The 23,651-nt window shown below is 38.1% G+C and carries 24 protein-coding genes and 3 tRNA genes; 26 read left to right on the forward strand and 1 reads right to left on the reverse strand.

All coding sequences use genetic code 11. The features are described 5' to 3' along the window. Positions 1-179 precede the first annotated feature (179 nt). The 9 genes from ENH66_01895 (at position 180) to ENH66_01935 (ending at position 6,629) form a co-directional block, all read left to right on the forward strand. Entirely contained in the window at positions 180-1,493 is a 1,314-nt protein-coding gene (locus tag ENH66_01895; protein HDZ54434.1) for a hypothetical protein, read from the forward strand. 123 nt (positions 1,494-1,616) lie between these two features. Further along, positions 1,617-2,669 (forward strand): rod shape-determining protein, encoded by a 1,053-nt coding sequence (locus ENH66_01900; protein HDZ54435.1) that lies wholly within the window; start codon positions 1,617-1,619, stop codon positions 2,667-2,669. A gap of 134 nt (positions 2,670-2,803) precedes the next feature. After that, a complete protein-coding gene (gatC, locus tag ENH66_01905; protein ID HDZ54436.1) occupies positions 2,804-3,091 on the forward strand; it encodes an Asp-tRNA(Asn)/Glu-tRNA(Gln) amidotransferase subunit GatC in 288 nt (95 codons plus the stop codon). A 12-nt stretch (positions 3,092-3,103) separates the two neighbouring features. Continuing rightward, positions 3,104-4,588, forward strand: coding sequence for an Asp-tRNA(Asn)/Glu-tRNA(Gln) amidotransferase subunit GatA (gatA, locus tag ENH66_01910; GenBank protein HDZ54437.1), 1,485 nt, complete (start codon positions 3,104-3,106; stop codon positions 4,586-4,588). A 9-nt stretch (positions 4,589-4,597) separates the two neighbouring features. Then, complete coding sequence (locus tag ENH66_01915; protein ID HDZ54438.1) at positions 4,598-5,092, forward strand: hypothetical protein; 495 nt, start codon at positions 4,598-4,600, stop codon at positions 5,090-5,092. Between the two features lie 212 nt (positions 5,093-5,304). Continuing rightward, positions 5,305-5,379: transfer RNA gene (locus ENH66_01920), tRNA-Met, on the forward strand. A gap of 49 nt (positions 5,380-5,428) precedes the next feature. Next, positions 5,429-5,501 (forward strand) — tRNA-Met (locus ENH66_01925). A 153-nt stretch (positions 5,502-5,654) separates the two neighbouring features. Further along, positions 5,655-5,730: transfer RNA gene (locus ENH66_01930), tRNA-Asp, on the forward strand. A 92-nt stretch (positions 5,731-5,822) separates the two neighbouring features. Continuing rightward, positions 5,823-6,629, forward strand: coding sequence for an RNA polymerase sigma factor (locus ENH66_01935; GenBank protein ID HDZ54439.1), 807 nt, complete (start codon positions 5,823-5,825; stop codon positions 6,627-6,629). A gap of 210 nt (positions 6,630-6,839) precedes the next feature. Here ENH66_01935 and ENH66_01940 read toward each other — a convergent pair whose 3' ends face one another. Continuing rightward, complete coding sequence (locus tag ENH66_01940) at positions 6,840-7,715, reverse strand: hypothetical protein (protein ID HDZ54440.1); 876 nt, start codon at positions 7,713-7,715, stop codon at positions 6,840-6,842. Positions 7,716-8,180: 465 nt separating this feature from the next. On the opposite strand from ENH66_01940, the gene ENH66_01945 reads away from it, so the two are divergent. The 17 genes from ENH66_01945 (at position 8,181) to gatB (ending at position 23,568) form a co-directional block, all read left to right on the forward strand. Beyond that, the gene (locus tag ENH66_01945) at positions 8,181-8,927 is read left to right on the forward strand and encodes a hypothetical protein (protein ID HDZ54441.1); all 747 of its coding nucleotides are present in this window, start codon (positions 8,181-8,183) and stop codon (positions 8,925-8,927) included. Continuing rightward, complete coding sequence (locus ENH66_01950) at positions 8,876-9,640, forward strand: hypothetical protein (GenBank protein ID HDZ54442.1); 765 nt, start codon at positions 8,876-8,878, stop codon at positions 9,638-9,640. Before ENH66_01945 ends, ENH66_01950 begins: the two co-directional genes overlap by 52 nt. A 256-nt stretch (positions 9,641-9,896) precedes the next feature. Further along, positions 9,897-10,946, forward strand: coding sequence for a phenylalanine--tRNA ligase subunit alpha (locus ENH66_01955; GenBank protein HDZ54443.1), 1,050 nt, complete (start codon positions 9,897-9,899; stop codon positions 10,944-10,946). A gap of 5 nt (positions 10,947-10,951) precedes the next feature. Further along, positions 10,952-11,896: an NGG1p interacting factor NIF3 gene (locus ENH66_01960; GenBank protein ID HDZ54444.1), complete on the forward strand. Its 945-nt coding sequence runs from the start codon at positions 10,952-10,954 to the stop codon at positions 11,894-11,896. 166 nt (positions 11,897-12,062) lie between these two features. Beyond that, positions 12,063-14,168 carry a phenylalanine--tRNA ligase subunit beta gene (locus tag ENH66_01965; GenBank protein HDZ54445.1) on the forward strand — a complete coding sequence of 702 codons (2,106 nt, stop codon included), beginning with the start codon at positions 12,063-12,065 and terminating at the stop codon, positions 14,166-14,168. Positions 14,169-14,380: 212 nt separating this feature from the next. Beyond that, the gene (gene gyrB, locus ENH66_01970) at positions 14,381-16,375 is read left to right on the forward strand and encodes a DNA topoisomerase (ATP-hydrolyzing) subunit B (GenBank protein HDZ54446.1); all 1,995 of its coding nucleotides are present in this window, start codon (positions 14,381-14,383) and stop codon (positions 16,373-16,375) included. Between the two features lie 155 nt (positions 16,376-16,530). Further along, positions 16,531-16,716, forward strand: a complete 186-nt coding sequence (secE, locus tag ENH66_01975; protein ID HDZ54447.1) for a preprotein translocase subunit SecE — start codon at positions 16,531-16,533, stop codon at positions 16,714-16,716. Between the two features lie 116 nt (positions 16,717-16,832). Then, positions 16,833-17,378: a transcription termination/antitermination protein NusG gene (gene nusG / locus ENH66_01980; protein ID HDZ54448.1), complete on the forward strand. Its 546-nt coding sequence runs from the start codon at positions 16,833-16,835 to the stop codon at positions 17,376-17,378. A gap of 3 nt (positions 17,379-17,381) precedes the next feature. Continuing rightward, entirely contained in the window at positions 17,382-17,804 is a 423-nt protein-coding gene (gene rplK / locus ENH66_01985; GenBank protein ID HDZ54449.1) for a 50S ribosomal protein L11, read from the forward strand. Positions 17,805-17,815: 11 nt separating this feature from the next. Continuing rightward, the gene (locus ENH66_01990; GenBank protein HDZ54450.1) at positions 17,816-18,412 is read left to right on the forward strand and encodes a dCTP deaminase; all 597 of its coding nucleotides are present in this window, start codon (positions 17,816-17,818) and stop codon (positions 18,410-18,412) included. 81 nt (positions 18,413-18,493) lie between these two features. Next, a complete protein-coding gene (thyX, locus tag ENH66_01995) occupies positions 18,494-19,189 on the forward strand; it encodes an FAD-dependent thymidylate synthase (GenBank protein ID HDZ54451.1) in 696 nt (231 codons plus the stop codon). A gap of 15 nt (positions 19,190-19,204) precedes the next feature. Next, positions 19,205-19,744, forward strand: a complete 540-nt coding sequence (locus ENH66_02000) for a hypothetical protein (protein ID HDZ54452.1) — start codon at positions 19,205-19,207, stop codon at positions 19,742-19,744. 149 nt (positions 19,745-19,893) lie between these two features. Continuing rightward, positions 19,894-20,610, forward strand: a complete 717-nt coding sequence (thyX, locus tag ENH66_02005; GenBank protein HDZ54453.1) for an FAD-dependent thymidylate synthase — start codon at positions 19,894-19,896, stop codon at positions 20,608-20,610. Next, a complete protein-coding gene (locus ENH66_02010) occupies positions 20,610-20,882 on the forward strand; it encodes a hypothetical protein (protein HDZ54454.1) in 273 nt (90 codons plus the stop codon). Before thyX (ENH66_02005) ends, ENH66_02010 begins: the two co-directional genes overlap by 1 nt. An 85-nt stretch (positions 20,883-20,967) precedes the next feature. Next, complete coding sequence (locus ENH66_02015) at positions 20,968-21,372, forward strand: (deoxy)nucleoside triphosphate pyrophosphohydrolase (GenBank protein ID HDZ54455.1); 405 nt, start codon at positions 20,968-20,970, stop codon at positions 21,370-21,372. Beyond that, on the forward strand, positions 21,311-22,015 hold the full coding sequence (deoC, locus tag ENH66_02020) for a deoxyribose-phosphate aldolase (protein ID HDZ54456.1): 705 nt from the start codon (positions 21,311-21,313) through the stop codon (positions 22,013-22,015). Before ENH66_02015 ends, deoC begins: the two co-directional genes overlap by 62 nt. Positions 22,016-22,017: 2 nt before the next feature. Beyond that, the gene (gatB, locus tag ENH66_02025) at positions 22,018-23,568 is read left to right on the forward strand and encodes an Asp-tRNA(Asn)/Glu-tRNA(Gln) amidotransferase subunit GatB (GenBank protein ID HDZ54457.1); all 1,551 of its coding nucleotides are present in this window, start codon (positions 22,018-22,020) and stop codon (positions 23,566-23,568) included. Positions 23,569-23,651: the final 83 nt, after the last annotated feature.

The following is a 23,651-nucleotide window of genomic DNA, read 5'->3' on the forward strand; positions in this document are numbered from 1 at the left end:
TCAAAGTAAACGTTCGGAAATATGACCCCGCCCCTAAAACTTGAGGTGGACGATTAATGATAGGAATTTAAGTCTAATTCATTTTTTTGTTTCATTCGTATCTCAATAGGCATAGGAGCGGGGTCAATTTCCTCACTAACTTATTATTCGTATATTCGTACTAATGTGATTCGTAGGATATGAGACAATCTCAGCTTTTTACTAAGACCTTAAAAGAGACCCCAAAAGATGAAGAAAGCAAAAATGCCCAGCTTTTAATTCGGGGAGGTTTTATCCACAAAGAAATGGCCGGAATCTATACTTTTTTACCGATAGGACTCCGGGTTTTAAAAAATATTGAGAATATTATTAGAAAAGAAATGAATAGTATCGGCGGGCAAGAAATTCTGATGCCGGTTTTACAACCAAGATTTCTTTGGGAAAAGACCGGCAGATGGTCAAAGGGGATAGGCAAGATTATGTACAAAACCCTTGATACCTCTGGTCAGGAATTAGCTTTGGGTCCCACTCATGAGGAAATATTAACCAATATAATTTCAAAACATATAAAGTCTTATACCGATCTTCCTTTGTATGTTTATCAGATTCAGGCCAAATTCAGGAAAGAACTAAGGGCAAAATCAGGTTTATTGAGGTGCCGGGAATTCGGGATGAAAGATTTATACAGCTTCCATACTTCAGAAAAAGATTTTAAAAAATATTATGAAATTGTAAAAAAGTCCTATCTTAAGATTTTTAAGAGATGTGGGCTTAAGATAATTGTTACTGAAGCCTCGGGGGCTGGCTTTACAAAAGAATATACTCACGAGTTTCAAGTTCTGTCTGAGGACGGAGAAGATAGTGTTATTTACTGTTCAAGACATCATTTCGCCCAAAACAAAGAGATAGCCAAGCTTAAAAAAATAGGTCATTGTCCAGTTTGTAAAAACAGCCTTAAAGAAGGAAAATCTATTGAAGTTGGAAACATTTTCCCTTTAGGGACGAAATATTCCAAAGATTTCAATGCTCATTTTATTGATCAAGATGGCAAGAAAAAATTAATTATTATGGGCTGTTACGGCATAGGATCTACCAGGATCATGGGAGCAATTGCTGAAGTGCATTATGATAACAAAGGAATTATTTGGCCAGAAGAGGTAGCTCCCTTTAAGCTTCATTTAATTCCCGTTGAAGATTCGCCACAAGTTAGAAAAGCAGCTGAAAAGCTATATCGAGATTTATCCTCCTTCGCTCCCAAGAAGATGAGCTACGGAGGATCCACCGAAGCCTCTGGCGTAGGTGGACAAAGACAAAAAATTGAAGTACTGTACGACGATAGGAAAGGAAGAAGAGTGGGGGAGAAATTTGCAGAAGCCGATTTAATCGGTATTCCTTACAGGATTGTAGTAAGTGAAAGAACGTTGAAGAGAAAAAGCATAGAGATAAAGAAAAGAGATGAAAAGAAAGTTCAATTGGTTAAGATAAAACAATTATCACAATTCTTAAATGACTAATAACTAATTTCTAATGACCAATCAAATCCTAATAACTAATGACCAATGACTAAAATTTTTAGAAATTATATATTTAAAAATTAGGCATTGATTAGAAATTAGGTTAATTAGAAATTTTCGAGTATGCTTGAAAAATTTATCTCCCGTTTCTTAGAAGATATAGCTATTGACCTAGGAACTGCCAATTCGCTGGTTTATGTTCGGGGACGAGGCATTGTTATAACAGAACCTTCAGTAGTAGCAGTTAATCAAAAAACCGGACAGATTTTAGCTATCGGAAGCGAAGCAAAAAAGATGGTTGGACGAACTCCGGCCCATATTATTGCTACTCGGCCTTTGGTTAATGGGGTTATTTCTGATTTTGAGGTTACAGAACAAATGTTGAGATATTTTATCGAGAAAGCTCAAAAGAAGAAAATGTTTATTGGTCCTCGACCAAGAGTAATTATCGGTATTCCTTGCGGAGTAACTGAAGTTGAGAAAAAATCTGTCCAAGACGCAGCTCAAAACGCTGGCGCCAGAAAAGTTTTCTTAATTGAACAACCAATGGCAGCGGCTATCGGGGCGAAATTACCGGTCCAGGAAGCTGGAGGAAACTTTATTGTTGATATTGGAGGAGGAACAACCGAGGTGGCGGTAATTTCATTGGGAGGAATGGTTCTCTCTAGAAGCTTAAGAATAGCTGGAGATAAACTCAATGAAGATATAATTCAGTTTGCAGAACAAGAGTATAAACTTTTAATTGGGGAGAGAACGGCAGAGGAAGTTAAAACAGGTATTGGGTCTGCTTATCCTATGAAAGAAAAGAGACAGTTACCATTAAGAGGGAGAAACCTGGTAACGGGCTTGCCGGAAGAAATTACTATTTCTGATGAAGCGGTAAGGAGGGCAATGGAAAAATCGATAAGGCAGATTGTCGACAATATTAAAATAACCATCGAAGAAACTCCACCAGAACTGTTGGCTGATATTATGAAAAAAGGAATATATTTGGCTGGAGGAGGAAGTCTTTTACGGGGATTAGACACTTTAATTACAAAAGAGACAAAAATGCCAACAGTTATTGTAGATGATCCTTTGACTGCTGTTGTCCGAGGAGCCGGGCAAGTTTTAGAAAACCTTGATGAATTACAAGAAGTGGTGGTCGAAACCGACTATTCAGAATCACCCCGTTAAGAAATCCTAAATTCGAAATTCGAAATCCTAAACAATATCAAATAACCAAAATCCAAAACAGTTTTGAGTTTCGAACATTTGAATTTTGAATTTGTTTAGGATTTAGATATTAGTGCTTAGAATTTTCATTAAATATGATTTCCAAAAAAGAAGTAGAACATATCGCCAAACTCGCCAGGCTTGGTTTGACCAAAAGGGAAGTTATTAAATTCCAGAAAGAATTATCGAAGATTTTAGATTACATTATTAAACTAGAAAAAGCAGATGTTTCTGGGATTGAGCCAACTTCTTATTCAATTTTACTTGAGAATATAACAAGAGAAGATAAAATAAATCTCCAAAAAGCAGAAACTAAAGAAGGTTTGATTAAGGCCGTGCCAGAAGAGAAGGAGAGATATGTAAAAGTTAAAAGCATTTTGTAGATACTAAATGTTATGGAATTATATGAACTTACTATTACTAAAGCTCACGAGAAACTTGTCAAGAGAGAGATATCATCTTTTGAACTTACTAAAGCTTTTTTAGAAAGAACAGAGGATTTAAATAAAAAAATTTCTTCATATTTAACAGTTACTTTCGACTCAGCGCTATCTGAAGCAAAAAAGATTGATGATTTAATTCGTCAGAGGAAAAAAATTAGTATGTTGGCAGGAATTCCTCTGGCTATTAAGGACAATATTCTAGTCGAGGGCGTGAGATGTACAGCAGCTTCAAAAATTTTAGAGGCCTATATTGCTCCTTACGATGCTACCGTGGTAAAAAGAATTAAAGAGCAAGGAGCAGTTATCTTAGGAAAGACTAATTTAGATGAATTTGCCATGGGTTCTTCGACTGAGAATTCGGCTTTTGGGACAACAAAGAATCCTTATGACTTAATGCGGGTCCCTGGTGGTTCTTCGGGAGGATCAACAGCTGCCGTAGCAGCCAATATGTGTTGTTATGCTTTAGGCTCTGATACAGGAGGTTCTATCCGTCAGCCAGCTTCTTTTTGCGGGGTAGTTGGTTTAAAGCCTACCTATGGAGCAGTTTCTCGTTATGGCTTAATTGCTATGGCTTCTTCTTTGGATCAGATAGGGTTAGCAACAAAGACAGTAGAGGATGCTAAAATTGTATTTGAGGCGATTGCAGGGAAAGACCCCCTCGATTCAACATCGGTTGAATTACCAAAACTACCCGCCAGAGGCGAGGCTCGCCAGAGGCGGCAAACTACAAACTACAGCCCACAGACTTTAAAGATCGGTGTCCCTAAAGAGTACTTTATTCAAGGAATGGATCCAGAAGTAGAAAGAATAATCCGGGATTCGATTGAGAAGCTCGAAAGTTTAAAGATAAAAATTGAAGAAATTTCTCTTCCTCACACAGATTACGCTTTAGCCAGTTATTATATTATTATGCCGTCTGAAGCTTCAGCAAACTTAGCCAGATACGATGGCATAAAGTACGGACATTCTATAACCAGAGACCGGAAGGCAGAGGTCAAAAATTTATTAGATGTCTATCTAAGATCGAGAGAAGGAGGTTTTGGAGAGGAGGTGAGACGAAGAATCATGTTGGGCACTTATGTATTATCTGCGGGTTATTACGAAGCTTACTATTTGAGAGCGCAGAAAGTCAGGACTTTGATTAAGAAAGATTTTGAAAAAGCCTTTCAAAAAGTAGATTTAATTTTAACTCCCGTTTCGCCAACGCCAGCCTTTAAAATCGGAGAAAAAATTACCGACCCTTTAACCATGTATCTTTCAGATGTTTTCACCATTGCGGTCAATTTAGCTGGTTTGCCGGCAATATCTATTCCTGTTGGAAAGATAGGAAAGCTCCCGGTTGGTCTTCAGATAATCGGGAAGCCTTTTTCAGAGAATACGATTTTAGAATTTGGTCAATTTTTTGAAGAAAACCAAATATTTTTTGAAAAAAATTAAAATCAGAGTATGGAATTTTTCTTATCCCCCAACCCCACAATTATTTTAGTTTTAAAAATTGTTTTTGGTTCAATCTCTTTGTTTTTAATTATTAGTATTATTTATTTTATCGTTAAAAGTAATTACTTGATAACTGTTTATTTGCGTGATGTAACCGAAGTGTTGTCTTATAAGCCTTATGGAACGAGAAAAATTGTTAAACAGTGGAATAAGATTAAAAGCAGGTTAGATTTGTCCTCTGAGGCTGAACATAAATTAGCAGTAATTGAGGCCGATAATCTTTTAAATGAAACCTTGGAAAGAATGGGTTACGATGGAGATACCGTGGGTGAGAAATTAAAACAAATTACGTCTATTAGGCTTCCCAATATTGATCAGATTCTAGAGGCTCACAAGATCCGTAATAATATTGTTTATGACCCTGACTATCAACTTTCTTTAGATCAGGGCCAGAGGGCTTTAGAAATTTACGAAAAAACTCTTCAAGAGCTACAAGTGCTTTGAGACTTCATCCCCCCACCTATTTTGCCAGTTGACATACTGGAGACACACGATGGGCGAATAGCCCAGTCCACCGAAGGTGGGCCTCACTATTCATGAGAGTGTGTCGCAGGAATTTAACCTCTATATTTTGTATATTTTGGTTAAACTTAAGATTGAGTAGTAAAATAGGTGGGGGGTTGACCCTCCCGTCTTTTTCGTAATATAATGAACGACGCGCCGTGGAGAAACGGTTATCTCGCCTGTCTCATAAGCAGGAGCAGTAGGTTCAACTCCTACCGGCGCAACAATATTGTAAAGCAAATTTGACCGATAACTATTTTGGTAGAATTGGAATTTGCCGGTGTAGCTCAGTGGTTAGAGCAGGGCCTTCATAAGGCCAAGGTCATAGGTTCAAATCCTGTCACCGGCATAACGCCGGGTTCGTCCCGTCATTCGACGAGGCGTCCAGTCGGATGGCTGGGCGAGTCCCACCCTCGGCATAAAATTCGAATAGACCCGTGGTGTAGCCCGTTCGGATACTACGGAGCAAGCACGTTTTTCTGTCAATTTCGTACCAAAATTTGGGCGCGTGGTGTAGCCTGGTTTAACGCGCTTCCCTGTCACGGAAGAGATCGCCGGTTCAAATCCGGTCGCGCCCGCACTTCGACAAGCTCAGTGCAAGACAAAAATTCATCTTGATATAATAAAAAAAACGAACGGCAGTACAATACCACAAGAAAGGGAGTGAGAGATGTCGGACAGCACCTTAACAAATAAGAATGATAGCACTTTGGTACAAGCAGCTGAAATTCCACAGAAACCTAATTTTAAAGAAGTGTATACTCAGTACTACAGGCGTATTCTACGCTATATACAGGCAAGAACTAATAGCCTTGAGATCGCCGAAGATCTGACAGGAAAAGTATTTCTTAAAGCCCTTGAGAGCTACAGAAGATTTAGAATGAAAGAAGGCCCAGAATCGCCCAGATTTTGGCTTTTTCGCATAGCCCACAATATCGTTGTGAGTTGGCAAAGAAAAAACGTTATAAGGTTTATCAGGCTCGATGAAATTGATCTACATATTCCCGATAATCTCGTCGATATCATTGAGAAGAAAGTTAAACGCACTTGGCTCTTGCAGGCAATAAAGAATTTAATATCCGGGCAGCAATTAGTAATTGCTTTGATTATTTTCTTCGGTTTCAAACTAAAACAAATCGCTAAGATTTTAGACGTTACAGAGGGTTGTGTAAAAACAAGAAAGCATAAAGCCATCAAAGTTTTGAGGCTGGCAGTTTCAGCTGATAGACTCGACAATAACGAGAATAATAGAGGAACCCTTTCTATTATTGATGTAATTGAAGCTGCAAAGCATGTTTTGGACTCTGGGCTGCCGCAAACCTCAGCGCCATTACATCAAGTCTTTTCTCTTGAAGTGGCAAAGATCCTGGAAGAAAGAGGCTACCGATTTCCGGATATTCTTAAGGTTTTATCATCTTTACCGGAAGATTTTTTCAAAGAAATTATTAAAGAGAATCCATACACGCTGAAAATATAGAACGAGATTGTTCAATTTATTTTGTAACTAGCTGAGTTTCAGTTATTAAAATCGTATTCAATAAAAGTAACTGAAAGGTAGCTGCCGAGCATAACTTGGCGGCTTTTTATTTTATCCGTATCACTTTTTGTTTAGAGCAAATTCCATTACCCTTTCTAAAATACAAAAAGTGGCGGCAGCGGCCGCCACTTTGACTTCAGTGGCTTAGTTTTAGATTTGAAGTCTTTCCCGGAAACGATCTACAGAGTGTTGGTGAGTATGACCAAGTAATTGCTGGAGTTTCTCAGAAGAAACCCCAAGGGCTAATTGTCGAGCAGCAAAGTTGTATCTTAAGGCCCGTGGAGTTACTTCATTTTTTAGGTTAGCTGAATGAGCGCATTCTCGGATTATCCACCAGACACCATTACGGGTCAGTCTCTCGCCGCGTTGATTAAGAAAAAGGGCCTTTTCTTTGAGTGCTTTTTCGGATCGGCCACTAATCAGTTTTAGCCTTGCTTTCTGTATATATTCAGATAGAGCCAAAACTACCCGGAAAGGAAGAGAAATTTTTCTTATATTTCCCCGGTGGCAGATTTTGATTTCGGGATATTCTGCACCTAAATCAGCCATTTCTAAGTCTAGCGATACTAATTCCGAAGGCTGTATTCCAGTAGCCAGGAATAGTTCTATCATTGCCGAATCTCTAATTCCTTTTGGAGTAGCACGTTTGGCTAAAATTTCCAGAAGTTTTTTTATTTTTTTATCGGTTAAAACCTCAAAAATTGTTTTTGGGCTTTCTCTATAAAAAGCCATTTCTTCCACAAGATTCTCTTTTATCAGTTTTTTGGCTTTCAAATACCCAAGGAAAGACCTTAGAGCGGCAAGCCTTCGATTTATTGTTGCGCTAGCTATATTCTGTTCCTTCAGCCATTCGTTATAATCCCTAATGATTTTTGAGTCCATTGTCTTTACGGTTGGCTGTCCTGGATGATTGGCGCAGAATCTTAGGAACTCACTTAAGTCCCGTCGATAGCTCAAGAGTGTATTATTAGCTGCTGCTTTTTTTGTTTGCATAAAGACGAGAAATTCCTTGATCAGCGTTTCCATTGGATTTCACCTCCTATTAAGTTGTTCAAGAGCAATTCTTTTCTCAAGTTTATATTGATAGAAAAATCCTAAATTGTCAAATTTTCTAAAAGGGGAGCTTGACAGAGGTTCTTGAAAAAGGATATATAGATATAAGGGTGGTCCTCGAGACGTTTCGTCGTCGCACCTCCTGGGAACGCATTTCCCTCTAGCACCCCCTAGGGGCATACGTTCCTTTGTGGCGAGTCACGAGCTAGTTGCTTTCTTGAGGGTCACCCGACAGCTCTTATCATTTATTGCTCTTTTCGTAGTGTAATGGCCTTTCTCTTGCTGAGAGGTCATTTTTTCTTGACCCTTCACCTTTAGCTAAAGGTGAAGGGTTGACCATATCCTTCTAATCTGATAGAAACAAGAACAGGAGGCATTTCTTTAACAATTGAATAAGGGAAGATAAAGAGGACGCGATCAAGCAAGGAGGTAGACGGAATGGGAATCGAGAATAACGCTTTGAATATTTTAGAGGCAGGGGCGGTAGAAATTAGAAATGTTCCCCTGAAAGTAACGAATGAGGAAGTAGAAACGCTTCCTCGAGGAAAACAGCCCTTTCTCTACGCCTCAGGTAATTGGGGTCCCGGTTATGTGATGATTAAAGACCTGGTTGGACGAAAAAAGACAATAAAGCTTCTCATCAAACAGTTAGCCATTAAGGTGGCAAGGGAAATTCCTCGCCTGGATTTTGTTGCCGGTAATGTTACCGGAGGAATAATCCCTGGCTGGCAACTTAGCGAAGAACTAGAACTGTTGCTTGGAAAGACCATACCCTTTGTTTACATCCGGGAAGCTCGGAAAAAGGGCGGACAGAAAGAGTTGATTACTGGGATTGCTGGCAATCCAGAGATTCCGCCAGGAGCCAATGGTTTGGTCGTAGAAGAATTGGTCAATTTCGCCCAGACTACTTGCAATAGTGCCGATATATTAAGAGAAGCAGGACATGTGGTTAATTACGCAGCAACTATTCTTTTTTATGATAATCCTGAGGCAATCAGAATTCTTCAAGAGCGTGGGATTGAGATGATATATCTTTTGACTCTACCAGAGCTCTTGACGGTGGCAGAAAAGCATCTGATTTTTTCTCAGCAAGCTATTGAGAGTTACCGGACATTTCTTACCAATCCGTTAGAATGGCAGATGACCAAAGGCCTAAGGCCAATCGAAAGAGGAGGAACTCTTTGATGAATCAACCACTTTTTCTTGTAGCCCTAGACGGCTTAGCCGACAACGAAGAAGAAACCTTTAATATCGCTGATAGATTTTTATTGCATATAGAAGGACATTTCGGCTTCAAGGTTAACCTGGATTATCTGTTGAGCCCGAATAAGGATTTAAGAACAAAGATTAGAAATATTCAAAATTGGGGCAGACCATTATTCGTCGATCTAAAGATGTGGAATGGTTCAAGAACTATGACGTCAGTTCTTGAGACTTTAGTTGAGATGGGAGTAGAGTATACAAATATCTATGCTTTAGCCGACGATCTTCTTAAGAAAGCTCTTAGAGTAACCGAAGGAAGCAATACTAAAGTACTGGGTCTTACTGTATTGACCCACTATAATGATGCCTATTGCCGAAGACACTTCAGGAGGCCGTTCAAAGAGACGGTAAGGCATTTTGCTGAAGTTGCTATTGAGGCTGGTTGCCACGGGATAATTGTGCCAGGCACCACATTAGAGGTAGTTCGAGACCTTAACACAACAACATTGGTGTCGGGAGTTCGGCCCAGGTGGTATTCAGATACAAGGCATGAACAAGAAGTCACCCCAGGAGAGGCTGTAGATAAAGGTGCTGATATTTTAGTCTGCTGTAGCCCCATTTTTAAGAGCTTGGATCAAGTTGGAGCTCTTCAAAAAATTCTCGATGAAATAGCAGGACACTCCGTCTTGTTTTGAAGCCTAGGTGAAAGGCTAAAAACTCACTGGAAAAAACTGGTCGGAAAACAATAATTATACTATAATTTTAAAGTCGCTGGATTCAGCGACCTTTTTATTTGTTTTCGAGTTATTCACAGTTTGATTTTTGCTTAATTTCAAGGTAAAATAAGAGTATAAAAGAGTTTTTTAATGCCCGGTAGAGAAATTTCGAAATTTCTTTCGGGCAGAAAGAAAATTTCAAAGAAATTTTTCATTCAAAATTCTTCTACGGGGTATGCCAAATCTAAAATTGCTTCAAAAAAAGATTGAAAAAGATCTAAAAGAAGCTAAAAAATTGAGACAACTTGAAAACGTTTTCCAAAAATATTTAGGTAAAAAAGGCGAAATTACCGGGATTTTACGTTCTTTAAAAAACCTGTCTCAAACAAAAAGGATTAAAACTGGAAAAGAGGCGAATGAGCTTAAAAGCATTATCAAACAAAAAATAGAAGTTAAAACAAAAAAAATACGTTCCATTGAAAGGGTCGCCAAAGAAACAGGATGGATTGATATTACTATTCCCGGCAAAAAACCCTTGGCTGGCCATTTGCACCCTTTAACTTTAGTCAAAAGACAAGTTGAGGAGATATTTCAAGCAATGGGCTTTTCGGTGGTTGATGGGCCAGAAATTGAAACCGAATGGTATAATTTCGATGCCTTAAATATTCCCAAGGATCATCCGGCTCGCGACATGTGGGATACTTTTTGGCTAAAAGACAGTAAATTACTTTTAAGAACTCATACCTCTCCGGTCCAGATTAGATATATGGAAAAAAATAATCCTCCTATAAAAATTATTGTGCCCGGAAGAATTTTTCGTCACGAAGCAACTGACGCCTCCCACGAAACTAATTTCTATCACGTCGAAGGATTAGTGGTTGATCAAGAAACTTCAACTGCCCATTTTAAATCTATAATCCAGGAGTTTTTCAAAAGATTTTTTTCTGGATCCTCCGAAGCTTTACGCAAAGGAGGACAAAAAGAAACTAAGATACGCATGAGGCCGAGCTATTTTCCGTTCACTGAACCTTCTTTTGAAATAGATATGAGTTGTTCGAATTGCCAGGGCAAAGGATGTTCAGCTTGTTCCCAGACCGGCTGGATGGAAATGATGGGAGCTGGAATGGTTCATCCTAATGTCCTCAAAGCCGCTGGTCTGAATCCTAAAAACTGGCAAGGTTTTGCCTTTGGGATGGGTTTAGACAGATTGGCAATGATGAAATATAAAATCAACGACATCCGCCTTTTTTATGGCGGTGACCTAAGATTTTTAAATCAATTTTAAAAATTATGAAAATAAAAGAAATTTACAATCTGGCGATTAGAATGGGAATAGATAGTGATTTTCGGGGAAAAGAGGGGATCGAGAGATTATTGAAAAGACTAAAAGAAAAATATGAGAAAATGGACGAGAATCAGAAAGAAGACTTTGATAAAGAGAGGTTAACTGTTCCTTTTTCTGATACTCGGATTCTATTTGGAGATCCGGATAAAGAAATTAAAAAGATTTTAGTAGGTATTGACATTGATGGGGGAGAGCTTTTATTGGCCAAAGACCTGGGCGATATTGATTTAGTATTGTCTCATCATCCAAGAGGAAAGGCTCTAGCCGGACTGGATGATGTGATGCAGCTTCAGGTTGATGTGCTTGTTCAATATGGCGTGCCAGTCAATATTGCTGAAAAACTTTTAAGAAAAAGAATTGAGGAAGTGGCAAGAGGCATAGCTCCTGTTAATCATAACCGAGCAGTGGATATGGCTAAAATCTTGAATATCTCTTTTTTGTGCATTCACACTCCTTCTGATAATTTGGTGGCAAGATTTATTGAAGAAAAATTAAAAAAAGACGATCCTCAAACTTTGGGAGAAATCATTAAATCTCTCAGAGAAGTTCCAGAATACAGAGAAGCTATTAGAATTGGGGCCGGCCCCAGAATTTTCGTTGGAGATGAAGAGAATCGGACAGGGAAAATTGTTCTTACCGAACTGACAGGGGGAACAGAGGGAGCAGCTGAAATTTATGAGAAATTGGCTCAGGCAGGAGCAGGAACGGTGATTGGCATGCATATATCAGAAAAGCATAGAGAGGAGGCAGAAAAAGCCCACATTAATGTGGTTATTGCCGGCCATATGTCTTCAGATTCCATTGGCCTGAATTTGTTTTTAGATGAATTAGAAAAAAAGGGAATCGAAATCGTTCCCTGTTCAGGATTAATTAGGGTAAAAAGGGTGTAACCGCTCGGCAACGAAGCTTCAAAGTACCGACCCTCAAAATCCCAGCGAGATTTTGGGGTCTGCGTTCTCGGCTCGTCGTCCGCCCTCGGCGGAACCATGCCGTCGAGCCTCCGAAAGCTACTTTGAAGCTTGCTACCTCGCTTTTTAAGAAAAATGAGAGAGAATTATGAAATTTTCTTATAATTGGTTAAAAGACCTTATTTCGGGCAAACTGCCAGAGCCTGTCAAACTGGCAGATCTTTTAAATATGCATAGTTTTGAGGTTAATGAAATAAAAAGAGCGGGTTCAGATTGGATGATAGATATTGATGTTTTGCCGAATAGGGGACCGGATTGTTTTTCTCATACAGGAATAGCCCGAGAAGTAGCTGTCATAACCAGCACGAAACTAAAAATTAACCCTTCGACAAGGCTCAGGGTTAATGCTGAGCAGCGTCGAAGCATTAAAGAAGAAAAATTTATTGAAGACAGAAATTCCAAAATTAAAGACTTTATGGGCGTAGATGTCAAATATCTGCGGGCTTGTCCTCGCTATACTGCCAGGATTTTGCATGGAATAACAGTTGGTCCTTCACCAAAATTTATCCAAGAAAGATTAAAAGTTTGTGGACTGAGGCCAATTAATAACATAGTTGATATTACAAATTATGTAATGCTGGAGACTGGCCAGCCCCTTCATGCTTTTGACGGCGAAAAATTGGAAGGCCAAAAAATCATTGTTCGCTTTGCCAGAAATAACGAGAAAATTACTACATTAGATGGGGAGAAATATGATTTAGATAGAAATATTTTAGTTATTGCAGACGATAGAAAACCTATAGCAATTGCTGGTATCAAGGGAGGAAAGATTCCGGAAGTTACCAAGAGAACAAAAATCATTATAATTGAATCAGCTAATTTTAACCCTCAGATTATTAGAAAGGGATCCCAAAGATTGAATTTAAAGACCGATGCTTCCTTGCGTTTTGAACACGGTATTGATCCCAACCTGACAGAGATAGCTGTTGATCAAGCAGCTTCTCTTATACAGAAAATTACCGGCGGGAGAATACAGAAAGATTTGATTGATTTTTATCCAAAAAAAGTTTTATCGAAAAAAGTAAATTTAGACTTAAATTATGTCGAAAGATTATTAGGTGTAAAGATTTCGAAGAACGAAATAACCAAGATATTAAGAGATCTTGGGTTCAAAATCTCTCAACTCTCAAAACTTAAACTCCAGGTTGAAATTCCGACCAGAAGACTGGATATTTCTTTACCGGAAGATCTAATAGAAGAAATTAGTCGAATTTACGGCTACAAAAATATTCCTGCAACTTTTCCTTTAACTGTTTTGTCACCCCCAAGAAGAAATAATTTAATTTTCTGGGAAGATTTTTCAAAGAGAATTCTCAAAGAACTTAGCCTTACCGAAGTTTATAATTATTCTTTTTTAGGAGAAGAATTAAGAGAAACTTTCGGTTATAAAGTTAAAGAATTAATTGAGATAGAAAATCCAGCCAGCGTCAAACAAAAATATTTAAGGCCAAGCTTAATTCCCAATTTATTGGTTAATCTTAAAACAAACCTGAAGTATTTCGACAATATTAGAATTTTTGAATTAGGAAAAATATATAGAAAAAGGAGAATGACAGAGAAAAGAATGCTTAGCGTTGCTATTTTAAAAAAAGAAGGTGGTTCTCGTTCTCAATCAGAAATATTTCTTGAATTAAAAGGAATCATTGATGCTTTGTTAAATCAATTAGGGATAAGTAATATCTGGTATGATTTCTACAAACCCGCCCCAACGGAAAGCAGGACATTTTTTTGGCAACTAAAAAAATCGGCTGAAATTAAGATTGACCGAAAAGAAATCGGGTTTTTGGGTACAATTTCTCCCAAGATTTTAGACAAGCTAAAGATTACTGAGAATTTGGTCTTTTTCGAGATTGATTTTGATGAATTAGCTCAATTATGTTCAGAAGAGCACGAGTTTAGGCCGTTATCTCGTTATCCTGCAGCGGTTAGAGACTTAGCTGTCTTGGTGCCCGGAGGAATTTTGGTTGAGGAGGTTTTAAATATAATTAATGTGGTTGGCGGCAGGGTAGTCCGGGATGTAGATCTTTTTGATATTTACGAAGGGCAAGAACTGCCGGAAGGTAAGAAGAATTTAGCTTTCCATATTATTTATCAAGCCCAAGATAAGACTTTGAAATCATCCGAAATTGATAAAATTCATCAAAAAATAATAAAAGCCCTAGAAAAAAAGCCAGAATGGCAAGTTAGACAATAAATCAGAAATTCTAAATTCGAAATCGGAAACCCCAGAACTATAAATCTTTCGGATTTAAGTTCAGGGCAGGCAAATTCTAAATTTAGGTATTGCTTGCCCCGTAGTTAGTGAGCGATAGCGAATTATACTACGGGGTTTCGAATTTCGTGCTTCGAATTTTACCACATATGGTTCGCAAAAAAATCAAAATTAAAAAAGCAAGGTTAAAAAAAATGATAAAGCCAAAGAGAGCGAAAACAGAGACTACCTATGATGCTAAAGATATCTATGTTCTTGAGGGTTTGGAACCCGTCCGGAAAAGACCAGCGATGTATATAGGATCTACCGGGCCGGATGGTTTACACCATTTAGTTTGGGAATGTGCCGATAACTGTTTGGATGAATTCATGATGGGGCACGGCAATCAGATGGAAATAGTTCTTCTGCCAGATGATAGAGTTAAAGTCACAGATAACGGTCGAGGTATTCCAGTGGATAAACATCCTCAGACAGGAAAGTCGGCTTTGGAAACTGTAATGACAACCTTACATGCTGGAGCAAAATTCGGCGGTAAAGCTTATCAAATAGCTGGTGGTTTACACGGAGTTGGGGTATCTGTAGTTTGTGCTTTATCTCGTTGGCTAAAAGCTGAGGTCTGCCGGGGGGGGGTAAGATATTCCCAGGAATATGCCAGAGGAAAGCCAAAAACAAAACTCAAAAAGATAGGTAGATGCAAACAAACAGGAACGACTGTAATTTTCGAACCAGACCCCGAAATTTTTAAAGAAATTAAGTTTGATTTCAAGAGAATCTTAAATCACCTGCGTCAGCAGGCCTATTTGACCAAAGGAATAAAGATAATAATTTCTGACCAAAGAAACAAAGAGAAAAAAGAATATAGTTTTTATTTTGAGGGTGGGTTGATTTCTTATATTAGATATTTAATTAGAGGAGTACCATCTCGTCATTCTAATGTTTTTTACTGTTTAGGCGAGAAAGAAGGAGTTTTAGTTGAAGCTGCCTTTCAATATGCCGAGGAGTACGAAGTTTATGAAGAAAGTTTTGCTAATAATATTTATACTGGCGAAGGCGGCACCCATCTAACCGGATTTCGGTCTGCTCTTACTAGAACCCTAAATGACTATGCTAGGAAGAATGGTTTTTTGAAAGAAAGCGACGATAATTTAAACGGCGAAGATATTAGGGAAGGTTTAATCGGGGTGATTTCAGTTAAAATAAAAGATCCTCAATTTGAGGGGCAAACAAAGGCGAGATTAGGGAATCCCGAAGCGAAAATAGCCGTTGATGGAATAGTTTCTGAGGCCTTAACTGATTTCGTAGAGAGAAATCCTCAAGATGCCAAAGCAATAGTTGAGAAATGTATTCTTTCAGCCAAAGCCAGAACGGCAGCTAGGGTTGCTAGACAGACTGTCCTAAGAAAAGGAGCCCTAGATGGATTGATGTTACCAGGGAAACTAGCTGATTGTATTTCTCGAAAACCAGAGGAATCTGAACTTTATATTGTTGAAGGAGAATCAGCCGGTGGTAGCGGGAAACAGGCTAGAGATCGAAAATTCCAGGCAATTCTGCCTTTGCGAGGAAAAATTTTAAATGTTGAAAGAACTCGACTTGATAAGATTTTAACTTCCAAGGAAATCAGATCTTTAATTATTGCCCTGGGAACGGCTGTGGCTCAAGATTTTAATATCCAAAAAGTCAGGTATCACTGGATTATTATAATGTGCGATGCCGACTCAGACGGCAATCACATTAAAACGCTTCTTTTGACTCTCTTTTATCGTTATTTTCAACCTCTCATTGCAGCTGGCTATATTTATGTGGCCCAACCTCCGCTTTATCGGATTCAGGCTGGAAAAAAAATTAGATATGCTTTCACAGAAGATGATAAAAAAGATATCATTGATGAATTACAGGGTGGAACAAAGAGGGAAGGGAAGAAGAACAAAAAGAAGAGTAGAGACAAAAAAGAAAGAGAAGAAAAGATTACCGGGATTAACATCCAGCGTTTTAAAGGACTGGGAGAGATGAATCCAGAATTATTGTGGGAAACAACAATGGATCCTGAGAATCGAATTTTGAAAAAGATTACTGTTGAAAACGCTCGCGAAGCAGACAAAATTTTTGATACTCTTATGGGAAAAGAGGTAATGCCAAGAAAAAGATTTATTCAGGCCCACGCGAAAAAAGTCCAGAATTTAGACATTTAAAATTATGAAATATTAACGTTTTAACAGGTCCACTGCTAGCTCTGGATAGAGCAGAAAGGTTGACACCTAAGGTCAAGGGGGGCTATAATATAAGAAAGCCCAAGGTGGGCTTTTTAAGATAATTTATTAATTATAGCCTTTTTTTTAATAAAAATATGCTCAGAAAAATTATAACTTTCCTAAAAGAAGTCAGATTAGAGATGAGAAAGATTAATTGGCCGACCAAACAGGAGACTTTAAGGTATACCATCATTGTCATTGGTATATCGACAGCTGTGGCAATTTTCTTGGGAAGTTTAGATTTTATTTTCACAACTTTCTTAAGTAAATTTATCTTATAAAGAATAACCGAGCATATAGTTTGGTTTTCGAAATAAAGTTAGATTTTAGAAAATTTGAGCGAAAACCAAATTATAGTCGATAAGAATACTATGTGCTCGGTGTTCACTTCGTTCGCATGCCAAAACAAGAATTAACCCAACAAAAAAACTGGTATGTTTTGCACACTTATTCTGGATACGAAGACGCAGTCGCAAAAAGTCTAAGACAGCGGATCGAGTCTTTGGGCATGGAAGACAAAATTTTTAATGTCTTGGTTCCCAAAGAAAAAAAGATTAAAATAAAAAATGGGAAAAGAAAAGTGATAGAAGAGAAAATTTATCCAGGTTATGTCTTAGTCGAAATGGTTGTTACAGATGATTCTTGGTATATTGTTCGGAATACTCCCAATGTTACAGGTTTTGTCGGAGCGGGAACTGTCCCCGTCCCTGTTTCTTTTCAGGAGATAGAGATCTTAAAGAAAAGAATAGGAGTAGACACCCCTCATTTTCAAATTGATTTTAAAGTCGGGGATTCAATTAAAATCACCGATGGTCCTTTTAAAGATTTTGATGGTCGAGTTTCTGAAATCGACGAAGAAAAAGGAAAAGTTAAAGTCTTTGTCAATATGTTCGGAAGAGACACATTGGTAGAATTAGATTCTTTACAGATCAAAAAATTATAAAAGATGAAAAAAATAAAAGCCATCGTAAAGTTACAAATTCCTGCTGGCAAAGCTACTCCAGCGCCTCCTGTCGGGCCGGCCCTGGCTCCACACGGTTTGAACATTTCTGAATTCTGTCAGAAGTTTAATGAATCCTCAAAGAATCAACAGGGATGGAAGTTGCCAGTTGAAATTACTGTTTACGAAGACAGAACCTATAATTTTGAGATAAAACAACCTCTGGCTTCCGAGCTTTTGAAGAAAGCAGCTGCTGTGGAGAAGGGATCGGGGGAACCCAATAAAAAAAAGGTAGGGAAGATTACTGAACTCCAACTGGAGGAAATTGCTAAGAAAAAAATGCCAGATCTGAATACAGATGATCTTAAACAAGCCAAGAAGATTATTGAAGGCACCGCAAAAAATATGGGAATTGAAATAGAAAAGTAACACCTCATACCATGATTTTATCTGATTGTGATATCAAAAAATACATAAAAGAAGGAAGAATTAGAATTACCCCAAAACCTAATTTTCAAGACCAACTCGGCCCTTGTTCTTTAGATTTACGGCTAGGAAAGGTTTTCAAGACTTTCAAACGAGCTGAATTTCCTTTCATCGACCTAAAGGCAAAATTCCCTATTGAGAAAATAATGTTTGAGATTAGACCATCTCCGGGAAAACCATTGATTATGCAACCCGGGGATTTTATTATCGCTTCAACAGAAGAATCTATTGAAATTCCATCCGACTTAGTTGCTAGAATTGACGGCAGGTCATCTCTGGGAAGATTGGGGATAGTTATTCATATCACTGCCGCCCGCTTTGACCCTGGCTGGAAAGGGAAAGCGGTAATTGAACTCGGTAACCTAGGCATTATGCCGGTGGCTTTATATCCTGGAATGAGAATTTGCGCTATAACCTTTGAGACTCTTTCTAGTCCCGTTGAGGTGCCTTATTTAAAACAAAAGGATCACAAATATGCTTACCAGAAATCTCCTCGTGCAAGCAGGCTAAATCAGGAAGAAGAATTCAAAAAAAAGAAAAAATCAATATAAGCGATGTCACGGAGCGTGAATCGCTTGAATTTCCGTCACTCGTCCCAGATGAAAATAAATTTTCACCCGTGGACATAAACTATGGATAAGTGGAAAGACTTAAGGAAAAACTTGTTTCGGGCAGTAGAACCCAAGATTAAACTTGTTGCCATGACTCAACCGGTCGGTGAGTACAGGCATCTTTGTACTCCAGAAACTCTTCCTGCCTTTACAGCCAGGGCTTCTTATGAATCAAAAGGAACAAAAGAAGACGATATAAGGCTTAATAGAACCCTGATAAAGCTTGGCCACGACACTCCATTGCAAGCTGTCCAATTTGTTTTTTATTTTTCTGGGACAACCAAATCCCTACAGGCTCAGTGGACAAGACATAAAGTCGGAGTTGGCTGGACCTTTAGAAGTACTCGTTATATTTCGGCAGGTCAAAATTGTTTTGTTTATAATACTTATGATTACATAAATGAGGAAGAAAAAGTAAAAGAACTTTTGAAAATAGATGAAACAGTTGCCAAACAATCCATTGATCTATATGAAAAAAAGAGAACCCTAGGGTCTACGAAACAAGATGCCAGAAAAATAATGCCAGTTTTTTGGGCAACTTCCTGTTATTTTTATGTTAATGCCAGAGCTTTGCGTCATCTTTTTAAACTAAGACTGGACAAGGCTGCGGAATGGGAGATTAGAAGAATGGTCTCAATTCTTTTCGATATTTGCATGCAGTGGACACCTTCATTCTTCGAAGATTTTAAAGAATTAAGAAATAAATCAGAATTTTAGGCAATTCAACAAACTATGATATTAGGGGTGGATAAATTATTAAAATTAGTTAAGGAAAAAAAGTTGGTGGAAAATCTTTCAGAGAGAGAACTTAAAAGCCCCGAGGGGGCTGGTTTTGACTTAAGATTGGGAGAAATTTATGAAATTTCAGGAAATGGATTTTTGGGCCGGGAAGAACGAAAGACGCCGAAAGCGGAGTTGTTGGCCAAATATAACCCTAAAAAGAAACAAAGCTTTATTTTTAAACCCGGTAAATATTATTTAATGAAGACTATTGAGAAAGTTAACACGCCAGGGAATATTTTAATTTTATTTAGACCAAGAACAACACTTTTCAGATCTGGATTAATGCTTTTTACCGGCAATGTTTCGCCGGGCTATCAAGGAGAATTGACTTTTGGCATTGCTAATTTTAGTTCTTGTGAAATAAAAATTGAACTCGGGGCCCGAGTTGTTCACGCTATGTTTTATGAAGTGAGAGGAAAGACAAATTTATACCGGGGTCAGTGGCAGGGCGGCCGGGTCTCGACAAAGAAGAAAGAAAAACAGATATAGAAAAATTTGGAGATTTTTGTCTTCATACCTTTGACAAAAAACATGAGGGTTTATATTATATAACCAGAGGAAAAGAATCAATAGAGGAGGTCTTTTCTTGAATTAAAGCTCTTTTATACGCCAAACTGGACCTCTGAAAGGAGGGTAAGATGGAGATTCTTCAGAATGCGGGTTCTCACCGAATTTTAGCAATTATGGCGGGGTCAGCCGGAGAAAGTCCTCTTGAGTTAATTGAACTTGCCGGTCGAACCTCATATCAGTCCAGAAATAGGATAACCAAGGGATCTGCGACTAAGTTTGTACGGATGTTGCGAAAGATTGGCCATGAAAGCGTTCTTGAACATTCATCAATGACTGTCGAATTTAATAATGTCTCGAGGGGTTTTACCCACGAATTGGTGCGTCATCGATTGGTGGCTTACACCCAAGAGTCGACCCGCCGGGTGGACGAAAGTGATTTCGGGGTGGTTATTCCGCCGGATAGAGATCCCGATGAGAAATTGGTGACATTACAGATATTCGACCAGATAGGAGTAGTATCCATTCCTCATATATTTACTGTTTCTTTTGGTGAATGGATGAAATTAAATGAACAGATGTACCGTGGTTTGAGGAAAGCAAGCTGGAAACCAGAAGATGCAAGACAAGTCTTGCCTATTGGCATAAAATCTCAAATCGTGGATACCTGTAATTTGAGGGAATGGCGGCATATCTTCAGGTTGAGATGTGCCAAGGATGCCCATTGGGAGATTAGACGAGTGATGGTTAATCTCTTGCGGGAAGTTCAAAAAAGAATACCGGTAATTTTCGATGATTTTGTTATCGCAAAAGATGGAAAAAGCGCCATACTGAGAGGAGGGGATTAATGGATACGTTTAAAGGCAGTCCCCAAGACACAGCTTTCCAGGAATGGTGTAATCGTTTAATAAGAAACAAGAGAATGATAGTAGCGGTTGCGACAGATGAGATTTCTTGCTATAAGGCCAGGACAACTCTAAAAGAAGTATCTTCTTTTCAATTTTCTCATACCTTAGAAAACCTTAAGGAGGCAGTAGTTCATGTGACTACTTGCTGGGATCAGGGATGTAAGGTAATCTTTTCCCGATTTCTAGAAGGTAAGCAGTTGAAAGTCTCCTGAATTTTTCAGGAGCCATACCCCGAACTGAGTTTTGCTCTGGTTTGGGGCTTTTTATTTTCCTAAAATTTGTTAAGATAAAAAGAAGATGAAAAAAGAGCTATTAATAGTTACAGCAGCGATAATTAAAAGGAGAGGAAGATATTTAATTACTCAAAGACTCGAAGGGAAACATCTGGCTAAAAAATGGGAATTCCCGGGTGGGGCCATAGAATTTGGAGAAGATCCTAAAAGATGCTTAAAAAGAGAAATTAAAGAAGAGATAGATATAAATATAAAAGTAGGAAAGTTTTTCGATTATTCTTCCTTTGTTTATGATGATCAAAGACATATAATATTATTGGCTTTTTTATGTGATTTCCTCTCGGGAAAGATAAAAAATTTCGTTATCAGAGATTATAAATGGATTACGCCCAAAGAGATGACTAATTATGATTTTTGTAAGGCCGACATACCATTTATTAAAAAAATACAAAAACATGAACATTGCTAAAATTATCGATCATACTAATATAAGGCCCGAGGCCACCGAAGAAGATATAAAGAAAACCTGCCAGGAAGCTAAAAAATATGGCTTTCGGGGAGTCTGTATTAATCCAGAATGGATAAAATTGGTCAGCGAAGAATTGAAAGGAACAGACATTAAGACCATTGTTTTGATTGATTCACCAATTGGTGATAGTCCGTATCCAGAAAGATTAAAAATTTGTCAAAAAGCTAAAACTGAGGGAGCTGATGAGTTGGATATCGTAATTAATGTCCCCGCTGTAAAACACGAGAGATATGGCGAGATTTTAGAAGATTTGAAAGAAATTTCAAAAATTTTACCCACCAAAGTAATTATTGGTTCCGGGTATTTAACAGACCAAGAGATAAGAAAGGCTTCAGAAATTGTTAAAGAGGCGGGAGCTGTTTGCGTTAAAACTTCAACAGCTAAAGATCCTTTGGATCAGCTTGAATTAAAAGAAAAAGCAAAACACCTAAAAATAATGAGAGAGTCTGCTCCTGGCCTCGAAATTAAAGCTGCCGGAAACATTAGGAACCATCAAGACCTCAAAATGATGGTAGAAGCCGGCGCGGACATTATCGGAACAAGTTCGGGAATAGAGATTATTAGAGAAGCTAAAGAAGAATAATTATGACCTATACGCCAATAGTTGGCCTGGAAATTCATGTTGAGCTGAAGACTCGATCAAAGATGTTTTGCGGTTGCGCGAATGATCAAAACGAAAAACATCCTAATAATAATATTTGCCCGATTTGCATGGGGCATCCCGGTACCCTGCCGGTGATTAACCGAGAAGCAGTTAGAAAAGTAATAAAAACAGGTCTTGCTTTACATTGCCAAATTTTAGAAAATTCTAAATTTGACCGGAAAAATTATTTTTATCCAGACTTACCCAAAGGATATCAAATTTCTCAATATAATCTTCCTCTTTGTAAAGAAGGCTATCTCCAAGTGACCCTAGGCAATTTCATCCCGCCCCGTTTACAAGAGGGGCGAGGCAGGCAATCGAAAGTCAGAATTAGAAGAATTCATTTAGAGGAAGATACTGGAAAACTTTTACATCCAGAAGGCACTGATTATTCTTTGGTCGATTTTAATAGAGCTGGCATTCCTTTAATGGAATTGGTGACTGAACCCGATATAAGATCAGCAAAAGAAGCCAGGAGGTTTTCAGAAGAATTGAGATTAATTTTAAGATATTTAGGAGTCTCTGATGTTAATATGGAAAAGGGGCAGATGAGAGTAGAAGTTAATTTAAGCCTACTCCCGGCCGAAAAAGCAAAACAAAGAATAAAAAGCGATAAAGAATTAGGAACAAAAGTAGAAATTAAAAATTTGAACTCATTTCGGGCAGTAGAAGGAGCCCTAAAGTATGAAACTAAGAGGCAGACTGAAGTTTTAGAATCTGGCAAGAAAGTTATTCAAGAAACGCGGGGTTGGTCCAAAAGCAGAGGAGTAACATTATCTCAGAGAGAGAAAGAGGAGGCTTATGATTACCGATATTTTCCAGAGCCCGACTTACCCCCTCTTCATATTACAGGGAAAGAAATTTCAGAGATTAAATCAGAGATTCCCGAGCTTCCTCAACAAAAAAGAGAAAGATTTGCCAAAGAATATAATTTGGACGAGAGAGATGTAGAAGTTTTTGTTCAAAACAAAGACCTTGGCGCATATTTTGAGAAAGTTATATCGGAACTTAAGGATTGGATAAAGTCGATAGAACTTAAAACCAAACTATCTGATAGAGAAATCAAGAGATTCGTTAAGTTAGCGGCAAATTATGTATTGACGGATCTTCAAAGGCTTTTAAAAAAGGCTTCGGTGGCGGGTGATGATTTTCCAATTACCCCAGAGAATTTCGCTGAGTTTATAGCTTTGATTTATGAAGGAAAAATATCAAGCAAAATTGCCAAGCAGGTTCTTTTAGAAATGTTTAAAACAGGAGCCGATCCATCCCATATTATTAAAGAGAAAAAACTTAGCTTAATTACTGATGAATCAGAGATTGAGAAAATTATAAAAAACGTTTTAAATAAAAATCAGACGGCAATTAATGATTTCAAGGATGGCAAAGGAAACGCTTTACAATTTTTAGTTGGTCAGGTAATGCAGGAGACAAGGGGCCGGGCTAATCCCCAAACAGTAAAAGATATTTTAGAAAAAGAGTTGACAAAAACTTAATAAGATTTATACTAATTTTAGTACTCTGACTTGAACCTTAACAAAAGGAGGGGGGGGCATGCTCATCTGTCCGCGTAACGGAG

The organism is Candidatus Nealsonbacteria bacterium, from assembly GCA_011050465.1.
Taxonomy (GTDB): Bacteria; Patescibacteriota; Minisyncoccia; order Minisyncoccales; family RBG-13-36-15; genus RBG-13-36-15.